This is a genomic window from Pantoea deleyi (assembly GCF_022647325.1).
Lineage (GTDB): Bacteria > Pseudomonadota > Gammaproteobacteria > Enterobacterales > Enterobacteriaceae > Pantoea > Pantoea deleyi.
The window spans coordinates 3,445,227-3,469,832 of record NZ_CP071405.1 but is presented as its reverse complement, the minus strand read 5'-3'; the positions used below and the strand labels follow the sequence as shown (position 1 = coordinate 3,469,832).

The window sequence follows — 24,606 nt, the reverse complement described above, 5'->3', positions numbered from 1 at the left end:
ATATACACACCTCGTTGCACTTCCCCGAATTCGGTTGCGTTTTCCCGCTGTCTCTGCGCGGTCGATCAGTGCGAGGATAGCGGTCCCAGAGGTATTGATGGGTGTGAAAACAACACTGCTTCGGCAGTGAGATCCCTGTTATTACACCAACCCACGCAGAAGCGTGGGTTTTTTTTGCCTCTCTGCCGGTCCCGCCTTCTACGCTGCTTCAGCTGCCGTTAAATCATCATCGTTCTTAACAAAACCCTGACTGTTTGCCGATAGAAAGGCGCGTCGCCTTTCACTGATAATGGCCGCCGTGAAGCCTGGCGCTTTTTGCGCGCCACAGCCGGTTTTCACTGCCGCATTCCGCACGTTCCGGGATTTCTTTTTCTGCTTATCTGAAGAGTTCGACGATGACTCACCTTTCTCGCCCCGCACGTTCCTCCGGGCTTAAATGGCTGCTTCTGTTACTGGTGATCGCGATTGTCGCTGGCGTTATCTGGCGTCTGTTGTCGTCGGGGCACGGGCCGGATGAGAGAATGCCATCGGGCAGACCGGGTGCGGCTGGCATGATGGGCGGCGGTGCCACGCTGGTTCACAGCGGTGTCGCCAGCACGGCGGATGTGCCGGTGTGGCTGAATGCGCTCGGCACGGTGATCCCCAACGCCAGCGTGACGGTGACCAGCCGCGTTGACGGTCAGCTGGAACAGGTGTTCTTTACCGAAGGGCAGAAGGTCAGCGCCGGGCAGCTGCTGGCACAGATCGATCCGCGCAGTTATCAGGCGACGCTGAACCAGTATCAGGCTGAACTCAGCGAAAACCAGGCGCTGCTGAAAAGTGCCGAGCTGACGCTGGCGCGCTACCGCAAACTGGCGGCACAGGATGCGCTGGCGCGGCAGGATCTGGATAGCCAGATTGCCACCGTCGGGCAATATCGTGGCGCTGTTGCCGCCGATCAGGCGCAGATCGCCAGTGCGAAGCTGAGCATAGAGTATGCCCGCATCACCGCTCCGGTCAGCGGGCGCGTCGGTCTGCGTCAGGTCGATCCCGGCAACATGGTGCAGAGCGCCAGCAGCACCGGCCTGGTGACCATCACCCAGATGCAGCCCGCCGCCGTGACGTTCAGCGTGCCGCAGAGTGACATTCCGGCGCTGGTCAGCGCACTGCATCAGGGGCAGAGCCTGCCCGCCACGCTGTTCGACCAGGACAACCAGCATCCGCTCGCCCAGGGGGAAGTGAAGTTCATCAGTAACCAGATCGATACCGCTACCGGCACCGTGGCGCTAAAAGCAGTGTTCGCCAACCGGGATGAGTCACTGTTTGCTAATCAGTTTGTGAATATCAGGCTGCAGACCCGGATACTGAAAGGCGCAACGGTGATCCCGGCGCAGGCGCTGCAGCTCAGCAGCGACGGTAGCTTTGTCTTTGTGATCAATCAGGACAACCGCGTGACGCGCAAAGCGGTCACCACCGGCCCGGCGTTCGGAGACGATCAGCAGGCGATCCTCAGCGGCGTTTCACCGGGGGATCGGCTGGTGACCGAAGGGATCGATCGTCTGACCAGCGGCAGTAAGGTGTCACTGGCCGATGAGGCTTCCGCTGCCGGTACTGAGCCGAAATGAATCCGTCACGCCTGTTTATTCTGCGTCCGGTCGCGACCATTCTGCTGATGGTCGGCGTGCTGATCGCGGGCATCTTTGCCTGTAAATTCCTCTCGACCTCGGCGCTGCCGCAGGTGGACTATCCCACGATTCAGGTCACCACACTCTATCCGGGTGCCAGCCCGGATGTGATGTCGTCGTCGGTTACGTCACCGCTGGAGCGCCAGTTAGGGCAGATGGCGGGGCTGAGCCAGATGAGCTCGACCAGCGCCAGCGGCGCGTCGATCATTACCCTGAAATTCAGCCTGGAGCTGTCGCTGGATGTCGCCGAGCAGGAGGTGCAGGCGGCGATCAATGCGGCAAATAACCTGCTGCCTGACGATCTGCCCAATCCGCCGACCTACAAAAAGGTCAATCCGGCGGACAGCGCGGTCGTGACGCTGGCAGCCAGCTCCGGCACGCTGCCGCTGACTGAGGTGCAGGACCTGGTGAATACCCGGGTGGCGCTGAAGCTGTCGCAGATTTCCGGTGTCGGGATGGTGACACTGGCGGGCGGCCATCAGCCTGCGATTCGGGTGCAGATGAACCCGCAGGCGCTGGCGGCGCATCATCTGACGCTGGAGGCGGTGAATACGCTGATCGGCAACAGCAACGTCAATGGCTCCAAAGGCGGCTTTGACGGCAAATATCATTCGGTCACTATCGACGCCAACGATCAGCTGCGTACCGCCGACGCGTACGGCAACCTGATCCTGACTTACGAAAATGGTGCGGCGCTGCGCCTGAAAGATATCGCCCATATCGAACAGGGGCCGGAGAACAGCTTCCAGTCGGCATGGGCTGATAACCAGCCTGCGATTGTGATCGGTATACAGCGTCAACCCGGCGCGAACGTGATTCAGGTGGTGGACAACATCAGGGCGCAGCTTCCTGCACTGCAGGCAGCGCTGCCGGATGGGGTGAAGATGACCATTCTCTCCGACCGCACCCAGACCATTCGCGCCTCAATCAGCGACGTGCAGTTTGAGCTGATGCTGTCGATTGCGCTGGTGGTGATGGTGACCTTCCTGTTCCTGCGGAACGTTGCCGCCACGCTGATCCCCAGCGTCGCGGTGCCGCTGTCGCTGGTCGGCACCTTTGGCGTGATGTATCTGGCGGGCTTCAGCCTGAATAATCTGTCGCTGATGGCGCTGACCATCGCCACCGGTTTTGTCATTGATGATGCCATTGTGGTGGTGGAGAACATCTCCCGGCGTCTGGAGCTGGGCGAGTCACCGATGGAGGCGGCGCTGAAAGGCTCACAGCAGATTGGCTTCACCATTATCTCGCTGACCTTTTCACTGATTGCCGTGCTGATCCCGCTGCTGTTTATGGGCGATGTGGTGGGGCGACTGTTCAGAGAGTTCGCGATTACGCTGGCGGTGGCGATTCTGGTATCGATGGGGGTCTCGCTGACGCTGACCCCGATGCTGTGCGCGTATCTGCTGCGCCACATTCCGCCTGAGCAGCAGTCCGGATTTTCCCGTAAGGGCGGCGCGTTGTTTGACCGCCTGGTGCGCGGTTATGACCGTCTGCTGACCGTGGTGCTGAATCATCAGAAACTGACGCTGCTGGTGGCGCTGGCGACCTTCGGGCTGACGGCACTGCTCTATCTGATGGTGCCGAAAGGCTTCTTTCCGACTCAGGATACCGGGCTGATTCAGGGTGTCACCGTTGCCTCACAGGATGTCTCGTTTAACGCGATGGCGACGCGACAGCAGGCGCTCTCGGCACTGATCCTGAAGAATCCGGCGGTGGAGAGTGTTTCATCGACCATCGGGATCGACGGCACCAACACCAGCCTTAACAGCGGACGGTTACAGATCAACCTGAAGCCGTTTGGTGACCGCGACCTCAGCGCCAGTGACGTCATCAGCCAGCTGAACCAGGCGACCGCTGATGTGCCGGGTATCCGGCTCTATCTGCAGCCCGCGCAGGATCTCACGGTCAACGATCAGGTCTCGCCGAGTCGGTATCAGTTCACCCTCGACGACGCTGACAGTGAAAATCTGGTCCGCGAGTCGCCTAAACTGGTGGCGGCACTGCAGCAGCGGCCCGAGTTTAACGGCGTGGTGAGTAACCTGCAGGATCAGGGGCGCGTCGCTTACGTGGCGCTGAACCGGGACAAAGCGGCGCGCTTCGGCATCACGGCGTCGGACGTGGACACCGCGCTCTATAACGCATTTGGTCAGCGCCTGGTTTCGACCATTTTTACCCAGTCGAATCAGTATCGGGTTGTGCTGGAAGTGGCACCGGCCTGGCAGCAGGGGCCGGCGTCATTTGATAATGTCTGGCTGCAGCCCTCCACCAGCAGTAGCAGCACGACGTCATCCAGCAGCACCGCTTCGTCATCAACATCTTCATCAACATCTTCATCTTCATCTTCATCTTCATCTTCATCGACGTCGACGTCCGCTTCGGCTTCTGACACGACATCCGCCCGCAGCGGCATGGTGAAGCTCACCGCCATCGCCACGATTCATCAGCGCACGGGCTCGCTGATGCACATGCGCCTGAATCAGTTTCCAGCGGTGATGATCTCCTTCAACCTCAATCCGGGCTATTCGCTGGAGGATGCGCAGCGGGCAATCGCCGACGTGCGTCAGCAGCTTCAGCTCCCGGAGAGCACCACGCTGCGCTATCAGGGTGAAACCTCGGCATTTCAGAACGCGACCGGCAACACGCTGTGGCTGATTCTGGCCGCGCTGATCACCATGTATGTGGTGCTCGGCATCCTCTACGAAAGTTTTATTCACCCGGTCACGATTCTCTCAACGCTGCCCTCAGCCGCGGTAGGGGCGCTGCTGACGCTGTTGCTGGCGGGCAGCGAGTTCAGCCTGATTGCGCTGATTGGCGTCATCCTGCTGATAGGTATCGTGAAAAAGAACGCCATCATGATGATTGACTTCGCGCTGGAGGCGGAGCAAAAGCAGCACCTCAGCGCGCGTGAGGCTATTCACCAGGCCTGTCTGCTGCGTTTCCGGCCCATCCTGATGACGACGATGGCGGCGATGCTCGGCGCGCTACCGCTGATGCTCGCCTCCGGCTCGGGTGCCGAACTGCGGCAGCCGCTGGGGCTGGTGATCGTCGGCGGGCTGATTGTCAGTCAGGTGCTGACACTCTTCTCCACGCCGGTGATCTACCTCTGGTTTGACGGACTGGCGCAGCGCGGAAATGCCTGGGTGAAACGCCGTCAGCAGCAGGCACGGAGCGGGCAATGAATCTGACCCGGTTGTTTATCTTTCGCCCGGTAGCGACGCTGCTGCTGACGCTGGCGATCCTGCTGGCCGGCGCGCTGGGCTACCGGCTGCTGCCGGTGGCACCGCTGCCACAGGTCGATTTCCCGACTATCATGGTCAGCGCCAGCCTGGCGGGGGCCAGTCCGGAAACCATGGCGGCAACGGTCGCTACGCCGCTGGAACGTGCGCTGGGGCAGATTGCCGGTATCAGCGAGATGACCTCCAGCAGCTCGCAGGGTTCCAGCAGCATCATCCTGCAGTTTGAGCTGGACCGCGACATCAATGGCGCGGCGCGCGACGTGCAGGCCGCGATCAACGCGGCACGCAGCCTGCTGCCGAGCGCGATGGCCTCGCTGCCGACCTATCGCAAGGCAAACCCCTCGGACGCGCCGATCGTCATGCTGGCGCTGACCTCCGCCACCCGCACGCCTGGCGAACTTTACGATCTGGCGGAGAGCAAGATCGAACAGGCGATGGGGCAGGTGCAGGGCGTTGGCGAAGTGTCGCTGATGGGCAGCGCCTTACCGGCGGTGCGGATTGATCTGCAGCCGCGGAAGCTGATCCATTACGGCATCTCGCTGGAGACGGTGCGTACTGCCGTCGCCAGCAGCACCACTAATCTGCCCAAAGGGATCTTACAGGGCAGTGGTCAGTCGTGGCTGGTGGACAGCAATGGTCAGCTGGAGAAGGCGGCCAGCTATCGCGATCTGATCGTTACCTGGCAGCAGGGCAAGGCGGTGCGGCTTCGCGATGTCGCGACCGTCTACGATTCGGTAGAAGATCGCTATCAGGCGGGATTTCTGAATGCCACGCCTGCCGTGATGATCGGCATCAAACGTCAGGCGGGCGCTAACATGCTCGAAACCATCGACGCGATCAAAGCGCAGTTGCCGCTGCTGGAGAAGAGCCTGCCTGCGGACAGCCAGCTGAAGGTGGTGATTGACCGCTCGCCTGGCGTGCGCGCCTCGCTCTATGACACCGAAGAGACGCTGCTGATTGCGGTGCTGCTGGTCATCGCGGTGGTGTTTATCTTCCTGCGCAACATGCAGGCGGTGATCGTTCCGGCACTGGCGTTGCCGGTGTCGCTGATCGGCACCTGTGCGGTGATGTATCTGCTGGGGTACAGCCTGGATAATCTGTCGCTGATGGCGCTGATTATCTCTACCGGCTTCGTGGTGGATGATGCGATCGTGGTGCTGGAGAACATCACCCGTCACATTGAACGCGGGCTAAGCCCGCTGCGGGCGGCGCTGCGCGGGGCGCAGGAGGTGAGTTTCACCGTGCTGTCGATGACCGTGTCGCTGATCGCAGTGTTCATCCCGATCCTGCTGATGGGCAGCCTTGTCGGGCGGCTGTTCCGTGAGTTTGCCGTCACGCTCACGGTGTCGCTGCTGATCTCGCTGTTTGTCTCGCTCAGCCTGACGCCGATGCTTTGCGCGCGCCTGCTTAAACCCAGGCCGCCTGTCAGCCAGCGGCCGCATCCACTCTGGCAGTTTATTGAAAACCAGCTGAGTCGCCTGCTGGCCGCCTACGGGCGCGGGCTGGCCTGGGTGATGCGCCATCAGAAACTGACGCTGCTCAGTCTGCTGCTGACCGTGCTGCTGAATGTTTTTCTGTTTACCGTGGTGCAGAAGGGCTTTTTCCCGAACCAGGACACCGGGCTGCTGATGGGCGCGTTGCGTGCCGATCAGAACATTTCGTTTCAGGCGATGAAGCCAAAAATGCTGATGTTTACCCGAATCATTCAGGCGGATCCGGCGGTCCAGAGCGTGATGTCGTCAATGGGCAGCGGGATGTTCGGCTCCCGCAACAGCGCCAACTTCTTTGTGCGGCTGAAGGACTTTGATCAGCGCGACGCCACGGCCAGCGACGTGGCAAACCGGCTGACGCGCAAAACCAGCCATATCGCCGGGGCACAGATGTTCCTGATGGCGGCACAGGATCTGCACATTGGCGGGCGCAGCGCTAATGCAACCTATCAGTACAGCCTGCAGGCTGACGATCTTGATCTGCTGCGGGTCTGGACGCCGAAGGTGCAGGCGGCGCTGGCGGCCATCCCTCAGCTCAACAGCGTGGACTCTGATTCTCAGACCGGCGGGCAGGAGGTGGTGCTGACAATTGACCGTGACCGCGCCACCCGGCTGGGCGTCAACGTGAAAATGCTCGATACGCTGCTGAACAATGCCTTCAGCCAGCGACAGATCGCGACGCTTTACCACACGCTGAATCAGTATCATGTCGTGATGTCACTGCAGGACAGCGACACCGCAAATCCGGAGACGCTGCAGCAGCTCTATGTCATTAACGACAGCGGTGACCGGGTGCCGCTCGCCGCGTTTGCCCGCTTTAGCGGCGGCAATGCGCCGCTGTCGGTGGCACATCAGGGCCAGTCTGCCACCAGCACGGTAGCGTTCAATCTCAACGAGGGCGTCTCGCTGGAACAGGCGCAGGAACGGATTAAACAGGCAATGGCGAAGCTGGGCCTGCCATCGACCATTCATGCCGGTTTCGCCGGTACCGCCGCCGCGTTTTCACAGCTGACTGCCACCATGCCGTGGCTGATTCTGGCGGCGCTGGCGGCGGTCTATATCGTGCTCGGCGTCCTCTATGAGAGCTATATCCATCCGCTGACCATTCTCTCAACGCTGCCGTCAGCGGGCGTCGGGGCGCTGTTACTCCTGCTGCTGACCCACACACAACTCACGCTGATTGCGCTGATTGGCATCATCCTGCTGATCGGCATCGTGAAAAAGAACGCCATCATGATGATCGATTTTGCCATCGACGCAGAACGGCGGCAGGGGCTGTCGCCGCAGCAGGCGATCACGCAGGCGTGTCTGATGCGCTTCCGGCCCATCATGATGACCACGCTGGCCGCCTTTTTCGGTGCCTTGCCGCTGGCGCTGGGCAGCGGCGGTGACGCCGATCTGCGCAGTCCGCTGGGAATCGCTATCGCGGGCGGACTGGCGCTCAGCCAGCTGCTGACACTGTTTACCACGCCGGTTGTTTATCTGTGGCTCGATCGTCTGGGTCGCGCCACTCAACGTCAATGGCGTCGTCTGCGCCATGCGGAATCCTGAACCATGAAACCTCATCTCCCGTTCATTGTGCTGCTGCTGGCTGGCTGCAGCGTTGGCCCCGACTATCAGCGCCCATCGATGGCGATGCCGGTTCACTATAAAGAGGCACGGGGCTGGCAGCCGGCGACGCCGCGTGATGCGCAAAGCAAAGGCGAATGGTGGTCGGTCTACCATGACGCCACGCTGAGCGGGCTGCTGAGTCAGGTCAGTGTGTCGAATCAGAACGTAGCGACCTACAGTGCGCAGTACCGGCAGGCGCAGGCGCTGGCGGCAGAGTCACGCGCGGCGCTGTTTCCCTCGCTGGGCTATGACGGCAGCGTAACGCGCAGCGGCAGTCAAATCACTACCAGCAGCAGCCATCAGGCGGCGCTGAGCGCCAGCTGGGAGCTGGATCTGTGGGGCAAACTGCGGCGTACGCTGGAGGAGGATCGCGCCAGCGCCTCAGCCAGCGCGGCGGAACTGGCTAATATCACCCTGAGCGCCCAGTCAGAGCTGGCGCAGGACTATTTCCAGCTGCGGATCATGGATCAGAAAATCGCACGCTATCAGCAGAGCGTTGACGCCTATCAGCGCTACCTGAACGTGATCGGCCGCCAGTATCAGGCGGGCACCGCATCGCGTGCCACTCTGGCACAGGCGCAGCTGCAACTGGAGAGTGCCCGCGCCTCGGCGCAGGATGAGCAGTGGCAGCGTGCGCAGATGGAGCATGCCATTGCGCTGCTGGTCGGCAAAGCCCCCGCCGACTTCAGTCTGGCCGCCGCGCCGCTGACCGCTACGCTGCCCGCGATTCCGGCCGCCCTGCCGGGCGAGCTGTTGCAGCGCCGTCCCGACATTGCGTACGCTGAACGCAATATGGCCGCCGCCAATGCGGCCGTGGGTGTGGCGGTGGCCGGGTACTATCCCGATCTTACCCTGAGCGCCAGCGCGGGTGTCAGTTCGTCGGTGCTGCACTCGCTGTTCTCGCTGCCGAGCCGCGTCTGGTCGCTGGGGCCGGAACTCAGCGGCACGCTGTTCGACGCGGGCGCGACCTCAGCGAAGGTCGATCAGGCGCGGGCGGGCTGGGAGGCCAGCGTCGCAACCTATCGTCAGACGGTGCTGACGGCCATGCAGGAGGTGGAGGACAAGCTGGTAGAGCTGAATACGCTGCAGGGCGAGATCGCCGCACAGCAGCGCGCCACCGACGCGGCGCAGACCTCGGCGCGGGTGACGCGTCTGCAGTATGACGCGGGCATGATTAACTACCTGGATGTGGCAACCACGGAGAACAGTAGCCTGAGTGCGCAGCAGAGTTTGCTGACGCTGCAGAGCACGCAGTGGGTCAGCAGCGTGGCGCTGATTGCCGCGCTGGGCGGCAGCTGGCAGGCGCCCTGAGGTCGCGCCGTAACGCCGATAATTCTGTTGTCGAACCGCGTTAAATCCTGCATCGTGAGGGGCTATTTTCATGATGCTAAGGAGCCGGCATGGTTTTCACACTTTTGCGCCTGATATTTCGCCTGTTGTGGCGGGTCGAACTGCGGGGCGATGTCACCGAACTGAACAAACAGAAGGTATTGATCACGCCGAACCATATGTCGTTTCTCGACGGCATATTGCTGGCGCTATTTTTGCCGATCAAGCCGGTCTTCGCTATCTATAGCACCATCAGCGAAAGCTGGTTTATGCGCCTGGTGAAACCCTTTATCGACTTTGTGCCGCTGGACCCGACGCGTCCGATGGCGCTGAAGCAACTGGTCCGGCTGATCGACACCGGTCGTCCGGTGGTGATCTTCCCGGAAGGCCGGATTACGGTGACCGGCTCGCTGATGAAGATTTACAGCGGCGCAGGCTTTGTTGCGGCGCGTTCCGGCGCCAGCGTGGTGCCGGTGCGCATCGAAGGCGCAGAGTTCACGCCGTTTGGCCGTCTGGCGGGCGTATTTAAACGTCGTCTGTTCCCGCGCATTACCCTGAGCATTCTGCCCGCCACCCGTATTCCGATGCCGGAGGCGAAACGGGCGCGCGACCGGCGCGTGCTGGCCGGTGAGCACCTGCACCATGTGATGATGGAAGCGCGCATGGCGGTGCGTCCGCGTGAAACCCTGTTCGAGGCGTTTCTGGCGGCACGAACGCGTTATGGCGCATTTAAGCGCTGCATCGAAGATGTCAATTTCAAACCCGACAGCTACAACGGCCTGCTGAAGAAGTCGCTGGGCGTGGGGCGTATCCTGGAACGCTACAGCCAGCCGCGTGAAGTGGTGGGGCTGCTGCTGCCCAATACCACCGTCACGGCGGCGGCGATTTTCGGTGCCACGCTGCGCGGGCGCGTACCGGCGATGCTCAACTACACCGCGGGCGTGAACGGCATGCGGGCGGCGCTGACCGCCGCGCAGATCAAAACGGTCTTCACCTCGCGCCAGTTCCTGGAGAAGGGCAATCTGTGGCATCTGCCGCAGGGGCTGAATGAGGTGCAGTGGATCTATCTGGAGGATCTGAAAGAGACCGTCACCGGCAAGGACAAGCTGTGGATCCTCGCCCATCTGCTGATGCCGCGCCGTGCGCAGCTGCCTCAGCAGCCGGAAGACGCCGCGATGGTGCTCTTTACCTCCGGGTCGGAAGGCCACCCTAAAGGCGTGGTGCACTCACATAAAAGCCTGCTGGCCAACGTCGAACAGATCCGGACCGTGGCAGACTTCACGCCGCGCGACCGGTTTATGTCGGCGCTGCCGCTGTTCCATGCGTTTGGCCTGACGGTCGGGCTCTTTACCCCGCTGATGACCGGCGCGCAGGTCTTTCTCTATCCCAGCCCGCTCCACTACCGTATCGTGCCGGAGCTGGTCTATGACCGTAACTGCACCGTGCTGTTCGGCACCTCCACCTTCCTGGGTAACTACGCACGCTTTGCCGCGCCCTACGATTTTGCCCGTCTGCGCTATGTGGTCGCGGGCGCAGAAAAACTGCAGGAGCAGACCCGCCAGACTTACATGGAGAAGTATGGCATCCGCATCCTGGAAGGCTATGGCGTCACCGAGTGCGCGCCGGTGGTGGCGATCAACGTACCGATGGCGACAAAAGCGCACACCGTGGGACGGATTCTGCCGGGCATGGATTCACGTCTGATGTCGGTGCCGGGCATTGAGCAGGGCGGGCGGCTGCAACTGCGCGGGCCAAACATCATGAAGGGCTACCTGCGGGTGGAAAACCCAGGCGTGCTGGAAACGCCGGTTGCCGACGATGGCGAAGGCAATATGGAAGCGGGCTGGTATGACACCGGCGATATCGTCAGCTTCGACGAGGGCGGGTTCTGCCAGATTCAGGGACGGGCCAAACGTTTTGCCAAGATCGCCGGGGAGATGGTCTCGCTGGAGATTGTGGAACAGATCGCCCTTAAAGCGTCGCCGGACCGACAGCATGCCGCCTCGCTGCGTCCGGATGGTCAGCGCGGCGAGGCGCTGGTGCTGTTCACTACCGATGCCGGGCTGGCACGCGACAGCCTGCAGAAAGCGGCCCGTGAGCTGGGCGCGCCGGAGCTGGCGCTGCCGCGCGATATCCGGGCGGTGAAACAGCTCCCGCTGCTCGGCAGCGGCAAACCCGATTACGTGACGCTGAAGAAAATGGCGGAAGAGGAGACGTGATGAGCCTGGATCGTAATGCGCCGCTGATGTCGCGCGGCATGATCGCCGTGATTATCGCCCAGTTCTTCTCGGCCTTTGGCGACAACGCGCTGCTGTTTGCCACGCTGGCGGTACTGAAAAGTCAGTTCTATCCCGACTGGAGCCAGCCGGTATTGCAGATGCTGTTTGTCGCCGCCTACATTCTGCTGGCGCCGTTTGTCGGCCAGGTGGCGGACAGCATGGCAAAAGGACGGGTGATGATGCTCGCCAACAGCCTGAAGCTGCTGGGTGCGCTGGTGATCTGCTTCGGCTTCAATCCCTTTGTCGGCTATACCCTGGTGGGCGCGGGGGCTGCGGCTTACTCACCGGCCAAATATGGCATCCTGGGGGAGATCACGCACGGCGACAAGCTGGTGAAAGCCAACGGGCTGATGGAGGCGTCAACCATCGCCGCCATTCTGCTCGGCTCGGTGGCGGGCGGGATGCTGGCCGACTGGCATATTCTGGCGGCGCTGGGGATCTGTGCGCTGACCTACGGCATCGCTGTCATGGCGAACCTGTTTATCCCGAAGCTGCAGGCGGCACGTCCTGGTCAGAGCTGGCAGCCGGGCATGATGGTACGCCGCTTCTCGGGTGCCGTCATGCTGCTGTGGCGTGACGCGGAGACGCGCTTCTCGCTGCTCGGCACCAGCCTGTTCTGGGGCGCAGGCGTGACGCTGCGCTTCCTGCTGGTGCTCTGGGTGCCGGTGGCGCTGGGCATCAGCGACAACACCACGCCAACCACCCTCAACGCTATGGTGGCGATCGGAATTGTGATTGGCGCGGCGGCGGCGGCGAAGCTGGTGACGCTGGAGACCGTGCGTCGCTGTATGCCGGCCGGGGTGCTGATTGGCGTTATGGTTGTGGTCTTCTCGCTGCAGCACTCGCTGCTGAATGCTTATCTGATACTGATGCTGGTTGGCGCGCTGGGCGGGTTCTTTGTAGTGCCGCTGAATGCGCTGCTGCAGGCGCGGGGCAAAGAGAGCGTCGGCTCTGGTAATGCCATTGCGGTGCAGAATCTGGGTGAGAACAGTGCCATGCTGATCATGCTGGGACTCTATACGCTGGCGATCAGGGCGGGAGCGCCTGCGGTGGCGACGGGCATCGGCTTCGGTGTGCTGTTTGCGCTGGCGATAGCGCTGCTGTGGCTGTGGCGGCCGGCTAAGCGGTAAACACGGCGCCGCCGCCTGCCGGCGTTCACAGCAGGCGGCGGCGTACCCTCTTAGCGACGGACGGCAATCGCTTCGATTTCGATCTTCACATCTTTTGGCAGACGCGCCACTTCAACGCAGGAGCGCGCCGGGAAGTGAGCCTGATGTTCGGTGAAAAACGCTTCATAGGTCGCATTGACCGTAGCGAAATCATTTAAATCCTTGACGAAAACCGTGGTCTTCACGATATCGCCCACCTTCAGACCCGCCGCTTCTACAATCGCCTTCACGTTTTCCAGCGACTGACGCGCCTGTGCGGCAACGTCATCGGCAACCTGGCCGGTCGCCGGATCAACCGGGATCTGACCAGAGGTAATGATCATGCTGCCCAGATCGACGCCCTGAACATAGGGACCGATAGCGGCAGGGGCTTTTTCAGTACTGATTTCACGAGACATCATGGCTCCTTTGATTATGTCGTCAGGCGGCGATACCGCCGCTCAGGCCCATTATAAGGTCGGACAGGGCGATTACCAGTGACCCAGCACCACATGGCGGGCGAACTCTTTCTCGCAATATTTGCACTTCAGGTGCACATCATCGGCGCGCTGCTTGACGGCAAAGCTGGAGAAGACCGGCTCGCTGCGGCTGATGCAGTTGCTGTTGGGACAGGTCAGCACCCGCTCAACGTGATCCGGCAGGGTCGGGGCGATCTTGGCCACCACTTCGTAGTCATTGATGCGGTTGACCGTGGCATGTGGCGCATAGACCGCCAGCTGATTTACCTGATCGTCAGTGAGAAAGGTGTTCTCGATCTTGATCAGATCCTTGCGGCCCATCTCACCGGATGGCAGGTTCAGGCCGATGGTAATGCGCTGATCCGTTTCGGTCAGCCGGAACAGAGAGAGCAGTTTAAAGCCGATCTGCGCCGGAATGTGGTCGATAACCGTGCCGCGCTTGATCGCTTCGACCTGCAATTTGTTGTCCTGAGTCATGGGGTCTCTCCTTACAGGGCGGGTTCGCTGTTTAAAACCAGTGCCAGCAGAGCCTGGCGCGCATAGATGCCGTTACCCGCCTGCTGGAAATACCAGGCGTAGGGGGTCTTATCGACATCGGTGGTGATCTCATCAATACGGGGCAGCGGGTGCAGCACTTTCATGTTGTCGCGCGCCGTGCCGAGATCGGTCGCCCGCAGGATGAACTGCGCTTTGACGTTGGCATACTCTGACGGGTCGAGCCGCTCTTTCTGAACCCGCGTCATGTAGAGGATGTCGAGTTGCGGCATCACCTCTTCGAAGCTGTCGTGGCGTGACCAGGGGATCTGCTTCTCATCCAGCATATCGGTAATGTAGGCGGGCATCGCCAGTGCATCGGGCGCAATAAAGAAGAAGCGGTTACCTTCAAACTTCGCCAGCGCCTGGGTCAGCGAGTGGACGGTGCGGCCATACTTCAGGTCGCCGACCATCGCCACATTCAGCTGATTCAGACGGCCCTGGGTCTCCTGGATGGTAAAGAGATCCAGCAGCGTCTGGGTCGGATGCTGGTTCGCACCGTCTCCGGCGTTGAGGATCGGGATGCCATTGGAGAACTCGGTCGCCAGCCGGGCCGCGCCTTCCTGGGGATGACGCATCACAATCGCATCAACATAGGTGCTGATGACCGAAATGGTGTCGGCCAGGGTTTCCCCCTTCTTGCCCAGCGAGGTGTTGCTGCCGTCAGCAAAGCCGACCGCTGATGCGCCCAGACGATGGATTGCGGTTTCAAACGACAGGCGGGTACGGGTGGACGCCTCAAAGAAGCAGCTGGCGATCACCTTGTGCTTCAGCAGTTCCGGCTGCGGGTTGGCTTTGAGCTGCGCCGCCGTCTGCAGCGCCAGTTCCAGCTCTTCGCGACTGAGGTCGTTAATTGAAATAATGTGCTTGCGATATAGCGGGTTAGCCATAGCTGTCTCCTCTGCGCGGCCGGATTGCGGACAAAAAAAAGCCCCTGCTTAAGGGGCTTTTTTAAGATCGGGTCGATGACCGAAAGAAACAGCAGCACCGCCTGCGGTCAGGCGTGATTGAGCATCAAATTGTCCGCTGTGCTGTCGCATATTTCCTCCGGCAAATTGGGCCGCATTATACCCGTTCGTCGTGGAGCAGCAAGAGGAAAACGTTTGCGGGCCGGTTGCCGGTGCGTGTCCGGCAGCGGGACATGGCGACGGACGCTGTCCGGTGAGAACAGCGTCCGGTGGCCGCGGCCTGTCAGCGCTGGCCCAGCGTCGCCACCATCACCGCTTTGATGGTGTGCATGCGGTTCTCGGCCTGATCGAAGACGATGCTGTGCGGCGACTCAAAGACCTCATCGCTGACTTCCATGCCGTTGGGCAGATCGTACTGTTCCGCCATCTGCTGGCCCAGCGTGGTCTGATCGTCATGGAAAGCGGGCAGGCAGTGCAGGAATTTCACCTGCGGGTTGCCGGTCAGATCGAGCATCGCCCGGTTGACCTGATAGTCACGCAGCAGGGCAATCCGCTCGGCCCAGACCTCTTTGGCTTCCCCCATCGACACCCAGACATCGGTGTAGATGAAATCGGCGCCTTTCACGCCACTGGCAATATCGTCGGTAAGGGTAATCTTTCCACCGGTCTGCTGCGCCACTTCGCGGCACTGGGCCACCAGTTCCTCCTCCGGCCAGCAGCTCTTCGGGGCCACCAGACGCAGATCCAGACCGGCCAGGGCGGCGGCTTCCAGCATGGTATTCCCCATGTTGTTGCGCGCATCACCGACGTAGACCAGCGTCATCTCGCTGAGTTTTTTACCCGGCAGATGCTCCTGCATCGTCAGCAGGTCGGCCAGCAGCTGGGTGGGATGGAACTCGGTGGTCAGGCCGTTCCACACCGGCACACCGGCATGTTCCGCCAGCGTTTCCACCAGCGCCTGACCGTAGCCGCGATACTGAATGCCATCGTACATCCGGCCCAGCACGCGGGCGGTGTCACGCATCGACTCTTTATGGCCGATCTGACTGCCGCTCGGGCCAAGATAGGTGACGTTTGCACCCTGGTCGTAAGCGGCAACTTCGAAAGAGCATCGGGTACGGGTCGAGTCTTTTTCGAAGATGAGCGCGATGTTTTTGCCTTTCAGATACTGCACTTCGCTGGCGCTTTTTTTCGCCTGTTTTAATTCAGCAGAAAGGGAGAGCAGGTAATCGATTTCGGCGGGGGTAAAATCCAGAAGTCTGAGAAAATGACGCTGATACAGCTGACTCATACAACGCTCCGGTAAGCATTAAAGTGAATTAAAATTCAATCTAACCGTATGAATATTCATTTTCAAGTCTCGGGGCGAATAAACTTTTCGTTTTGTGTAGTGGCGCGACAGGCAGTGTGGGAAAATAATTGTTTATTGCCGAACTCAGAGAGGACATCGTCATGGCATATGAAGCATTACTGGAAGAGCAGCAGGAAGAGACACGGCAGATCATTGAAGAGCTGCTGGAGGATGGCAGCGATCCTGATGCGCTCTATACCATCGAGCACCATCTCTCCTGCAATAACTTTGACTCACTGGAGAAAGCCGCCGTCGACGCGTTCAAGCTGGGTTATGAAGTGACCGAGCCGGAAGAGCTGGAGCTGGAAGATGGCACCACGGTGATGTGCGTCGATATCATCAGCGAATCCGCGCTGAACCCGGAACTGATCGATGCGCAGGTGGAGCAGCTGGTGAACCTGATCGGCAAGTACAACGTCGATTACGACGGCTGGGGCACCTATTTCGAAGATCCCGATGCCGAAGATGAAGATGATGAAGACGACGCCATCGAAGATGAAGACGATAATGGTGTTCGCCACTAAGTAGCCGGGGCGGAGATCTCTCCGCCTGTCACCTCTGCCACGCCTTTTTGACATCATGAACTACGCACCTTTACTTGAACCGATCTATCAGTTTCTGCACTGCCGCACGCCCCAGGCCTGGATTGACGAGGCGCGCAAGCCGGAAAATCTGACCCTGCTGTTAACCGACCATCTGGTCTGCGAGCTGAAAGCCGCCCAGACCGCGGTCTGGCTGATCCGCAAATATGTGGCTGACAAACCCAGCGGCGATGCGATTCTGGCGTGGCTGAAACCCTATGAAGATTTTATCTTTCGCGAAGATGGCGACAGCGATTTTATCAACGCCCACAGGAATCTTACTAAACGCATCATCGTGCGTAACGCGCTGCCGTGGGCGGATGATCTGGTTGAGAAGATGGTGCTGCTGATCAAAGAGGAGCTGCATCACTTCTATCAGGTGTGGGAAATCATGCAGTCGCGCGGGCTGGTCTATCAGAAGATCACCTCGAGCCGCTACGCCAAATCGCTGCTGCGCGAAGTGACGACCCATGAGCCGGAAACGCTGGTGGATAAACTGATTTGTGGCGCCTACATCGAGGCGCGCTCCTGTGAGCGTTTCGCCAGTCTGGCACCTTATCTTGATGATGAGCTGGCGAAATTCTATCTCTCGCTGCTGCGCTCCGAGGCGCGGCACTATCAGGACTATCTGACCCTGGCGGCGCAGATCGCGGCGAAAGATATCTCGCCACGGGTGCAGGCGATTGGCATCACAGAAGGGCGGTTAATCAGCGAGCCGGACAGCGAGCTGCGCTTTCACAGCGGCGTACCGGCGTTCTGACTCTGCAAGATCAGCGGGGCGGTCAGCCCCTGTTTTACAGCACCTTCAGCATCCGCACTTCGCAGTCGACATGGCCGGTGCAGCCCATCGCGCCGTCGATATGCTCAAAGCCCAGCGACTCGTAGAGTTTAATCGCCCGCGTCAGGCTGGCAGTGGTTTCCAGATAGCAGCGGCGGAAGCCGTGACGGCGTGCATGGTCCATCGCCCGCAGCGCCAGTTCGCGCGCCAGGCCCTGACCGCGAACGGCAGGCAGAAAATACATCTTCTGCAGTTCGCAGATATCGGGCGCGCTGCAGGCGAGAGGCGCGACGCCACCGCCGCCAGCGACCCTGCCCTGATACTCAACAATCCAGTAGGCACTCTGTTCAGCACTGTAAAGCTCAAACAACTGGTCGAGCTGGGGATCGGAGACGGTATAGCCTTTGTCCGCCGTCAGGCCGAACTCGGCGGACACATCGCGGATCACCTGGGCAATGTGCGGATTATCGGCGGCAGTAATTGGCCGCACCTGGAGAAGCTGAGAATCATAAATCATGTTGGGCTGGGATGAGACAGAGCGGTTAGACATTTACCAGAAATAACATTATCGTCATGTAAAAGCAATATTGCTGATAATGCAGGGAGGCAGAAATGACAGCATTTCGTTGGTTAGTTAAAAATTATAAAAACTTATCTTTTGTTTTTATTGTTATTGGTTTTATAAACGTTTGGGCTTATTTTAAATGGATTGGTCGATTGGATTTTTTTTCATTGGTAGTGGGGAATCTTTCGGCGAGTTTAAGTATATTGATATCTTCATTAGTCTTTTTTCTTGCTATTTCCATCATGTTCTTCATTCCTACAGCCCTTTGTTCTTTAATGGGGCTGAAAAGCTCAATTAAAGATAAAAAGAAACTCAGTATTCGGGAAAGACTTGAGACTGAATATAATGAAGGTTGTACTGCCATAACTTCTTTGGTTGCTATTCTTGTTGCACTTGCTGTTTTCCTCCTAAACGAAAATATCAGTATTAGGCTTTTTCTTATTCCTGCCCTAGTGGGTTTAGTTACCCATGTAATCTGTAATTACTTTACAGGCAATAAAAGTCAACGGCATTTGAGGCTTTTTATTCTTCGTCTGGAATCTATTCATAAGCGTAAAAATCTGGAAAAAGATTATTTGACTAAGTGGTTTTGCTGGGAGAGATTTAAGGCTAGCCAGGTAATTATAAATATTTTTTATTGCTGCATGTCGCTATGTATCGCCTTTATTTCGATCATGCCTCTTTTTGTTTTTATAGATATGGGAGTGTATTTTACTGGCGAGAATATTTTGGCTCAGTACTCTATCATAGTAATTTTATATTTTTTACTTTTCATGCCTGCGCTCATAATCCTTTTTAGGAATAAAAATGGTAAAGTTCAGACAGTTCATCCTGCATTAATGCTGGCGCCTTTTATAGTTTTGGTTGTCTTTGGTGTTTTTCCTGGTTTACTTATTCAAATAAATCAGCGAGGGATTGAATTGGTCGGTATGGCATCCTGGGAAGAAAAGGTTTTTTCCTTTAATGTAGATGATTTCCCTGCATACTATTTTCCTAAAGATAAATGGGGTGTGACAAGAGAAGTAGGTAAATCCCGTCTTGTTAAAGGACTCCAGGTTTTTTCAAATAGTGAAGTCTGGCTTGTCTGTCCTTCAAGTCTATATGAGCTACGTACAAAAGCCATACAAAACAATGCGCTAATTTGGAGGGAAGATAAAGATTCTCAGAATAAGTTGAAAGATTTAAGTCAGTATTGTTTGATAGCCAGAAATAATCAGGTAAGAACTGATGCTGCTTTAAAAAATCTGTATGAATCTATGTTGCCATAAATAATAAATATAGTTATTTAATGGATATTCTTTCTCCCATCAGTTTGATTGAGATTTTTTCTGGCTAAATTGACCGTTGTGGGATGGTAACTTAATCAACTCATGGGACGCATTTGAAGACATACCCATTTTTTAATCACATAACATGTAGATGCAATGTCATCACAGAACTACGAGCTTTGCTAAGTATCAAATACTGACAAAAAAACCCCGCGCCAGCGCGCAGGGTTTTTTTCAGAGCAACGGCATCAATCAGAGTGCCGCAATGACCGCCTGCTGTTCAATCAGTTTTGCTTTTGACTGCTGCAGTTCCGCGACGCGCTCGCGCTCTTTCGCGACCACCGCTTCCGGGGCGCGCGAAACAAAGCCTTCGTTCGCCAGCTTGGTCTCGATCTTCTCGATCTCCACATCCAGCTTAACCAGCTCTTTCGCCAGACGCTCCAGCTCGGCGGTTTTATCCACCAGATCCGCCATCGGGATCAGCAGCTCTGCGCCTTCAACCAGCTTGGTTACCGACACCGGGCCTTTCTCGCCTGCAGGCAGAATGGTCAGGCTTTCCAGACGCGCCAGGCGCGACAGGAAGTTGCGGTTCGCCTCGACGCGACGCAGCGCGGCCGGGGAGCAGTCACGCAGCAGCACATCCAGCGGTTTGCTCAGCGCGATGTTCATTTCGGCACGGATATTACGCACCGCCACGATCGCCTGCTTCATCCACTCGATGTCCGCTTTCGCTTCGGCATCCTCTTTCGCCGCATCGTACTGCGGGAACGGCTGCAGCATGATGGTGCCGTCGCTGATGTTTTTCAGCACTTTCACACGCTGCCAGATGGTTTCGGTGATAAACGGAATGATCGGGTGCGCCAGGCGCAGCAGCGCTTCCAGCACCTGCACCAGCGTATGGCGGGTGCCGCGCAGTTCCGCTTCGCTGCCGCTGTTCATCACCGGCTTGGTCAGCTCCAGATACCAGTCACAGAACTGGTTCCAGGTGAAGTCATACAGGATGTTGGCGGCGATATCGAAGCGATAGCTGTCCAGCGCTTCGCGGTACGCTTTAACCGTGTTGTTGAACTCGGTCAGGATCCAGCGATCGGCCAGCGACAGCGTCATGTCGCCGCCGTTCTGTCCACAATCCTGATCTTCGGTGTTCATCAGCACAAAGCGGCTGGCGTTCCACAGCTTGTTACAGAAGTTACGATACCCTTCCAGGCGCTTCATGTCCCAGTTGATGTCGCGGCCGGTTGAGGCCAGCGCCGCCAGGGTGAAACGCAGCGCATCGGTACCTGATGGCTCGATGCCGTCCGGGAACTGCTTCTCGGTACGTTTGCGGATCTTCTCTGCCAGCTGCGGCTGCATCATGTTGCCGGTACGTTTTTCCAGCAGCGCCTCCAGCGAGATGCCGTCGACCATATCCAGCGGATCAATCACGTTGCCCTTGGATTTCGACATCTTCTGACCCTCTTCATCGCGGATCAGGCCGGTCATGTAGACGGTTTTAAAAGGCACCTGCGGTTTGCCATTTTCATCTTTGATGAAGTGCATGGTCAGCATGATCATGCGGGCAATCCAGAAGAAGATGATGTCGAAGCCGCTGACCAGCACGCTGGTCGGATGGAAGGTGCGCAGCGCTTCGGTGTTTTCCGGCCAGCCCAGAGTAGAGAAGGTCCACAGGCCTGAGGAGAACCAGGTATCCAGCACGTCATCATCCTGACGCAGCGCCACATCGGCGGCCAGGTTGTTCTCTGCACGGACTTCCTCTTCGGTGCGGCCGACATAGACGTTGCCGTTCTCGTCATACCACGCCGGGATGCGATGACCCCACCAGAGCTGACGGGAGATACACCAGTCCTGAATATCGCGCATCCAGGAGAAGTACATGTTTTCATACTGCTTCGGCACGAACTGGATGTCACCGTTCTCAACCGCTTCAACCGCGACTTTCGCCAGCGGGGCAGTGCGCACATACCACTGGTCGGTCAGCATCGGTTCGATGACCACGCCGCCACGGTCGCCGTAAGGCACGGTCAGGTCGTGAGGTTTGATCTCATCCAGCAGACCCAGTGCATCGACGGCGGCGACAATCGCTTTACGCGCGGCAAAGCGTTCCATTTTCTGGAAGGCGGCCGGGATCTCGTCAGAGCAGGCGTCGCTTGCTTCACCGTTGGTGTCGTAGACCTGAGCGCGTTCGCGGATATCACCGTCGAAGGTCAGGATGTTGATCATCGGTAAACGATGACGACGACCTACTTCGTAGTCGTTGAAGTCATGTGCCGGGGTGATCTTGACGCAGCCGGTGCCTTTTTCCATGTCGGCGTGTTCGTCACCGACGATCGGGATCAGACGGCCCACCAGCGGCAGCATCACAAATTTGCCGATCAAATCTTTGTAGCGCGGATCTTCCGGGTTAACGGCCACGCCGGTATCACCCAGCAGGGTTTCCGGACGGGTGGTAGCCACCACCAGATAATCTTTGCCGTCGGCCGTTTTTGCGCCTTCAGCCAGCGGATAGCGGATGTGCCACATTGAGCCTTTGCTCTCGCGGTTTTCCACTTCCAGATCGGAGATTGCGGTGCGCAGTTTCGGGTCCCAGTTCACCAGGCGTTTGCCACGGTAGATCAGGTTCTCTTTATAGAGACGGACAAACACCTCTTTAACGGCGTTGGAGAGCCCTTCGTCCATCGTGAAGCGTTCGCGCTCCCAGTCGACGGAGTTACCCAGACGGCGCATCTGACGGGTGATGGTGCCGCCCGACTCGGCCTTCCACTGCCAGATTTTGTCGATGAAGGCGTCGCGGCCATAATCCTGGCGCGTTTTACCCTCTTCAGCCGCAATTTTGCGCTCAACCACCATCTGCGTGGCGATGCCCGCGTGGTCGGTACCCGCCTGCCACAGGGTGTTTTTTCCCTGCATGCGCTGGTAACGGATCATGGTGTCCATGATGGTTTGCTGGAAGGCGTGACCCATGTGCAAGCTACCGGTGACGTTCGGCGGCGGGATCATGATGCAAAAGCTTTCCTGGCTGGTATCGCCATTCGGTTTGAAGTAGCCCTGCTTTTCCCAATGCTCGTAAAGCGGCTGCTCGATATCTTGCGGGTTATATGTCTTTTCCATTTCTGCTATGTCGTTTGCGGCTGTGGTGGCGCTGCCGTATTCAATTGGAATCCAACGCTGCGATACGCTTTATAGCGGTCGCGCGCCAGTTGTTTGAGAGCGTCCTCGTGAGGAACGAAGTCTATCACTTCATGGAAAGCAGTAGCAAAATCTGCGAAGTGGGGCAGCAGGCTAATCAGCAGGTCGCGCGGGGAACTGCCGCGACGCTGAGGCCAGGCCAGCTCGACGGGCGCGCCATAGCGGGGGCCTTCACCCGCCAGGTTGTGTGGCACAAAGGCGTTCGCCGGTCGTTGCCACAGCGCTTCATCCAGACGAATGGCCTGCTGTTCATCTTCACAGGCGATCAATATCCGCTTTCCGGCCCGCCAGCGTGTTTCAGCCAGATCGCACACCAGCGCTTCAACGGCGCTCAGGCCATCACTGGGGGCATCGGTTTCCAGCACGTAGAAGGTTGCGTTTTTCATCGGTTAGCTCATCAGAAGATCAGGGGCGGAATCAGATCCGCCCCTGCTGTCAGAAAAGAGGGCGCTTAGTCGTCGCCGTTCAATCCTGCCCGATTCAACAGGAACTGCGACAGCATCGGAACCGGTCGGCCGGTCGCGCCTTTGGCCTTGCCGGAGCGCCAGGCGGTGCCGGCGATATCCAGGTGCGCCCAGTTATATTTACGGGCAAAGCGGGCCAGGAAGCAGGCTGCGGTAATCGCGCCGCCAGGACGGCCGCCAATATTACCCATATCGGCAAAGTTGGACTCCAGCTGCTCCTGGAACTCATCCGCCATCGGCAGACGCCAGGCGCGGTCGCCCGACTGCTCCGAGGCGCTGATCAGCTCATGCGCCAGCGGATTGTGGTTCGACAGCAGGCCGCTGATGTGGTGGCCCAGCGCGATCACGCAGGCACCGGTCAGCGTTGCCACGTCGATCACCACTTCCGGATCGAAACGTTCGACGTAGGTCAGCGCGTCACACAGCACCAGACGGCCTTCGGCGTCAGTGTTCAGCACTTCAACCGTCTGACCCGACATGGTGGTCAGCACATCGCCCGGACGCATTGAGCGGCCATCCGGCATGTTTTCACATCCGGCCAGCACACCCACCACGTTCAGCGGCAGGTTCAGCTCTGCCACCATCCGCATTACGCCGTAGACGGCCGCCGCGCCGCACATGTCATACTTCATTTCGTCCATGCTGTCGGCAGGCTTGATGGAGATGCCGCCGGAGTCAAAGGTCAGCCCTTTACCTACCAGCACAATCGGGCGCGCCTCGGCGTCCGGATTGCCTTTGTATTCGATCACCGACATCAGGGATTCATTCTGCGAACCAGCACCGACGGCGAGATAGGCGTTCATGCCCAGCTCTTTCATCTGCTGTTCGCCAATCACCCGGGTCGTGACATTTTTGCTGAAGGCATCGGCCAGCTGACGCGCCTGCGACGCCAGATAGGCGGCGTTGCAGATATTCGGTGGCATGTTGCCGAGATCTTTCGCGGCTTTCATACCGGCTGCGACGGCTAAGCCATGCTGGATCGCCCGTTCGCCGCTGGTGAGTTCACGGCGGGTCGGCACGTTGAAGACCAGTTTGCGCAGCGGACGACGCGGCTCCGCTTTGTTGCTCTTGAGCTGATCGAAATTGTAGAGCGCCTCTTTTGAGGTCTCCACCGCCTGACGCACTTTCCAGTAAGTATTACGGCCTTTAACGTGCAGCTCGGTCAGGAAGCAGACCGCTTCCATCGAACCGGTGTCGTTAAGCGTATTAATGGTTTTCTGAATCACCTGCTTATACTGACGCTCATCCAGCTCGCGTTCTTTGCCGCAGCCAATCAGCAGAATACGCTCAGACAGGATATTTGGCACATGATGCAGCAGCAGTGTCTGGCCCACTTTCCCTTCCAGCTCGCCGCGGCGCAGCAGGGCGCTGATGTAGCCGTCGCTGATTTTATCCAGCTGCTCGGCAATCGGTGACAGACGACGCGGTTCGAAAACGCCAACGACAATGCAGGCACTGCGCTGTTTTTCCGGGCTTCCGCTTTTTACACTGAACTCCATGCACTCTCCTGAATCTTAAAGACAACGGCCGCTGCTGCCGCTAGAATGTAGCGCGCTCATGACCCATTTATTCATTGTCGCAGCATGACATTCTGCCGCTGGAGGTCATAATGAATCAGGGTGACAAGATGTTGTTTTTTCACCACCCGGACGCGTTTTTCATACAATTTTAGCTACGACGACGGCCATTGATGAAGAAAAATGGCTGATAAGCGTTGAAACTAGCGATTTTCCTG

17 protein-coding genes are annotated in these 24,606 nt (G+C 58.5%); 9 read left to right on the top strand and 8 right to left on the bottom strand.

Annotation, left to right across the window (positions count from 1 at the left end; genetic code table 11):
- Positions 1–395: 395 nt before the first annotated feature.
- The 6 genes from J1C59_RS16280 (at position 396) to lplT (ending at position 12,739) form a co-directional block, all read left to right on the top strand.
- Positions 396–1,604 carry an efflux RND transporter periplasmic adaptor subunit gene (locus tag J1C59_RS16280; protein ID WP_128086445.1) on the top strand — a complete coding sequence of 403 codons (1,209 nt, stop codon included), beginning with the start codon at positions 396–398 and terminating at the stop codon, positions 1,602–1,604.
- Positions 1,601–4,843, top strand: coding sequence for an efflux RND transporter permease subunit (locus J1C59_RS16275; protein WP_128086446.1), 3,243 nt, complete (start codon positions 1,601–1,603; stop codon positions 4,841–4,843). The genes J1C59_RS16280 and J1C59_RS16275 overlap by 4 nt, the downstream gene beginning before the upstream one ends.
- Positions 4,840–7,941, top strand: coding sequence for an efflux RND transporter permease subunit (locus J1C59_RS16270; RefSeq protein WP_140916845.1), 3,102 nt, complete (start codon positions 4,840–4,842; stop codon positions 7,939–7,941). Before J1C59_RS16275 ends, J1C59_RS16270 begins: the two co-directional genes overlap by 4 nt.
- Positions 7,942–7,944: 3 nt before the next feature.
- Positions 7,945–9,312, top strand: a complete 1,368-nt coding sequence (locus J1C59_RS16265; protein WP_140916846.1) for an efflux transporter outer membrane subunit — start codon at positions 7,945–7,947, stop codon at positions 9,310–9,312.
- 89 nt (positions 9,313–9,401) lie between these two features.
- Positions 9,402–11,549 carry a bifunctional acyl-ACP--phospholipid O-acyltransferase/long-chain-fatty-acid--ACP ligase gene (gene aas / locus J1C59_RS16260; RefSeq protein WP_128084066.1) on the top strand — a complete coding sequence of 716 codons (2,148 nt, stop codon included), beginning with the start codon at positions 9,402–9,404 and terminating at the stop codon, positions 11,547–11,549.
- Positions 11,549–12,739 (top strand): lysophospholipid transporter LplT, encoded by a 1,191-nt coding sequence (gene lplT, locus J1C59_RS16255; protein WP_128084067.1) that lies wholly within the window; start codon positions 11,549–11,551, stop codon positions 12,737–12,739. The genes aas and lplT overlap by 1 nt, the downstream gene beginning before the upstream one ends.
- Before the next feature lie 50 nt (positions 12,740–12,789).
- On the opposite strand, the gene ridA is transcribed toward lplT, so the two are convergent.
- From ridA to argF, 4 genes are all read right to left on the bottom strand, one after another.
- The gene (gene ridA, locus J1C59_RS16250; protein WP_111138546.1) at positions 12,790–13,176 is read right to left on the bottom strand and encodes a 2-iminobutanoate/2-iminopropanoate deaminase; all 387 of its coding nucleotides are present in this window, start codon (positions 13,174–13,176) and stop codon (positions 12,790–12,792) included.
- 72 nt (positions 13,177–13,248) lie between these two features.
- On the bottom strand, positions 13,249–13,713 hold the full coding sequence (gene pyrI / locus J1C59_RS16245; RefSeq protein ID WP_128084068.1) for an aspartate carbamoyltransferase regulatory subunit: 465 nt from the start codon (positions 13,711–13,713) through the stop codon (positions 13,249–13,251).
- An 11-nt stretch (positions 13,714–13,724) separates the two neighbouring features.
- On the bottom strand, positions 13,725–14,660 hold the full coding sequence (pyrB, locus tag J1C59_RS16240; protein WP_128084069.1) for an aspartate carbamoyltransferase: 936 nt from the start codon (positions 14,658–14,660) through the stop codon (positions 13,725–13,727).
- Positions 14,661–14,961: 301 nt separating this feature from the next.
- Positions 14,962–15,969: an ornithine carbamoyltransferase gene (gene argF, locus J1C59_RS16235; protein ID WP_128084070.1), complete on the bottom strand. Its 1,008-nt coding sequence runs from the start codon at positions 15,967–15,969 to the stop codon at positions 14,962–14,964.
- Between the two features lie 161 nt (positions 15,970–16,130).
- Here argF and rraB point away from each other — a divergent pair, with 161 nt between their 5' ends.
- On the top strand, positions 16,131–16,553 hold the full coding sequence (gene rraB / locus J1C59_RS16230) for a ribonuclease E inhibitor RraB (RefSeq protein ID WP_111138543.1): 423 nt from the start codon (positions 16,131–16,133) through the stop codon (positions 16,551–16,553).
- Positions 16,554–16,608: 55 nt separating this feature from the next.
- The gene (miaE, locus tag J1C59_RS16225) at positions 16,609–17,370 is read left to right on the top strand and encodes a tRNA isopentenyl-2-thiomethyl-A-37 hydroxylase MiaE (protein ID WP_128084071.1); all 762 of its coding nucleotides are present in this window, start codon (positions 16,609–16,611) and stop codon (positions 17,368–17,370) included.
- Between the two features lie 34 nt (positions 17,371–17,404).
- On the opposite strand, the gene J1C59_RS16220 is transcribed toward miaE, so the two are convergent.
- Positions 17,405–17,905 (bottom strand): GNAT family N-acetyltransferase, encoded by a 501-nt coding sequence (locus tag J1C59_RS16220; RefSeq protein WP_128084105.1) that lies wholly within the window; start codon positions 17,903–17,905, stop codon positions 17,405–17,407.
- A 95-nt stretch (positions 17,906–18,000) separates the two neighbouring features.
- Between J1C59_RS16220 and J1C59_RS16215 the strand changes: the two genes are divergently transcribed.
- Positions 18,001–19,221: a hypothetical protein gene (locus J1C59_RS16215; RefSeq protein ID WP_128084072.1), complete on the top strand. Its 1,221-nt coding sequence runs from the start codon at positions 18,001–18,003 to the stop codon at positions 19,219–19,221.
- Between the two features lie 252 nt (positions 19,222–19,473).
- On the opposite strand, the gene J1C59_RS16210 is transcribed toward J1C59_RS16215, so the two are convergent.
- The 3 genes from J1C59_RS16210 to pepA form a co-directional block, all read right to left on the bottom strand.
- Positions 19,474–22,329 carry a valine--tRNA ligase gene (locus J1C59_RS16210; protein ID WP_128084073.1) on the bottom strand — a complete coding sequence of 952 codons (2,856 nt, stop codon included), beginning with the start codon at positions 22,327–22,329 and terminating at the stop codon, positions 19,474–19,476.
- A 5-nt stretch (positions 22,330–22,334) separates the two neighbouring features.
- Entirely contained in the window at positions 22,335–22,793 is a 459-nt protein-coding gene (locus tag J1C59_RS16205) for a DNA polymerase III subunit chi (RefSeq protein ID WP_128084074.1), read from the bottom strand.
- Between the two features lie 65 nt (positions 22,794–22,858).
- Positions 22,859–24,370 carry a leucyl aminopeptidase gene (pepA, locus tag J1C59_RS16200; protein WP_009092357.1) on the bottom strand — a complete coding sequence of 504 codons (1,512 nt, stop codon included), beginning with the start codon at positions 24,368–24,370 and terminating at the stop codon, positions 22,859–22,861.
- Positions 24,371–24,606: the final 236 nt, after the last annotated feature.

Excerpts from the sequence above, each read along its gene's own strand:
- J1C59_RS16280 (WP_128086445.1), top strand. The coding sequence starts at position 396 with ATGACTCACCTTTCTCGCCCCGCACGTTCCTCCGGGCTTAAATGGCTG.
- J1C59_RS16275 (WP_128086446.1), top strand. The coding sequence starts at position 1,601 with ATGAATCCGTCACGCCTGTTTATTCTGCGTCCGGTCGCGACCATTCTG.
- J1C59_RS16270 (WP_140916845.1), top strand. The coding sequence starts at position 4,840 with ATGAATCTGACCCGGTTGTTTATCTTTCGCCCGGTAGCGACGCTGCTG.
- J1C59_RS16265 (WP_140916846.1), top strand. The coding sequence starts at position 7,945 with ATGAAACCTCATCTCCCGTTCATTGTGCTGCTGCTGGCTGGCTGCAGC.
- aas (WP_128084066.1), top strand. The coding sequence starts at position 9,402 with ATGGTTTTCACACTTTTGCGCCTGATATTTCGCCTGTTGTGGCGGGTC.
- lplT (WP_128084067.1), top strand. The coding sequence starts at position 11,549 with ATGAGCCTGGATCGTAATGCGCCGCTGATGTCGCGCGGCATGATCGCC.
- ridA (WP_111138546.1), bottom strand. The coding sequence starts at position 13,176 with ATGTCTCGTGAAATCAGTACTGAAAAAGCCCCTGCCGCTATCGGTCCC.
- pyrI (WP_128084068.1), bottom strand. The coding sequence starts at position 13,713 with ATGACTCAGGACAACAAATTGCAGGTCGAAGCGATCAAGCGCGGCACG.
- pyrB (WP_128084069.1), bottom strand. The coding sequence starts at position 14,660 with ATGGCTAACCCGCTATATCGCAAGCACATTATTTCAATTAACGACCTC.
- argF (WP_128084070.1), bottom strand. The coding sequence starts at position 15,969 with ATGAGTCAGCTGTATCAGCGTCATTTTCTCAGACTTCTGGATTTTACC.
- rraB (WP_111138543.1), top strand. The coding sequence starts at position 16,131 with ATGGCATATGAAGCATTACTGGAAGAGCAGCAGGAAGAGACACGGCAG.
- miaE (WP_128084071.1), top strand. The coding sequence starts at position 16,609 with ATGAACTACGCACCTTTACTTGAACCGATCTATCAGTTTCTGCACTGC.
- J1C59_RS16220 (WP_128084105.1), bottom strand. The coding sequence starts at position 17,905 with ATGATTTATGATTCTCAGCTTCTCCAGGTGCGGCCAATTACTGCCGCC.
- J1C59_RS16215 (WP_128084072.1), top strand. The coding sequence starts at position 18,001 with ATGACAGCATTTCGTTGGTTAGTTAAAAATTATAAAAACTTATCTTTT.
- J1C59_RS16210 (WP_128084073.1), bottom strand. The coding sequence starts at position 22,329 with ATGGAAAAGACATATAACCCGCAAGATATCGAGCAGCCGCTTTACGAG.
- J1C59_RS16205 (WP_128084074.1), bottom strand. The coding sequence starts at position 22,793 with ATGAAAAACGCAACCTTCTACGTGCTGGAAACCGATGCCCCCAGTGAT.
- pepA (WP_009092357.1), bottom strand. The coding sequence starts at position 24,370 with ATGGAGTTCAGTGTAAAAAGCGGAAGCCCGGAAAAACAGCGCAGTGCC.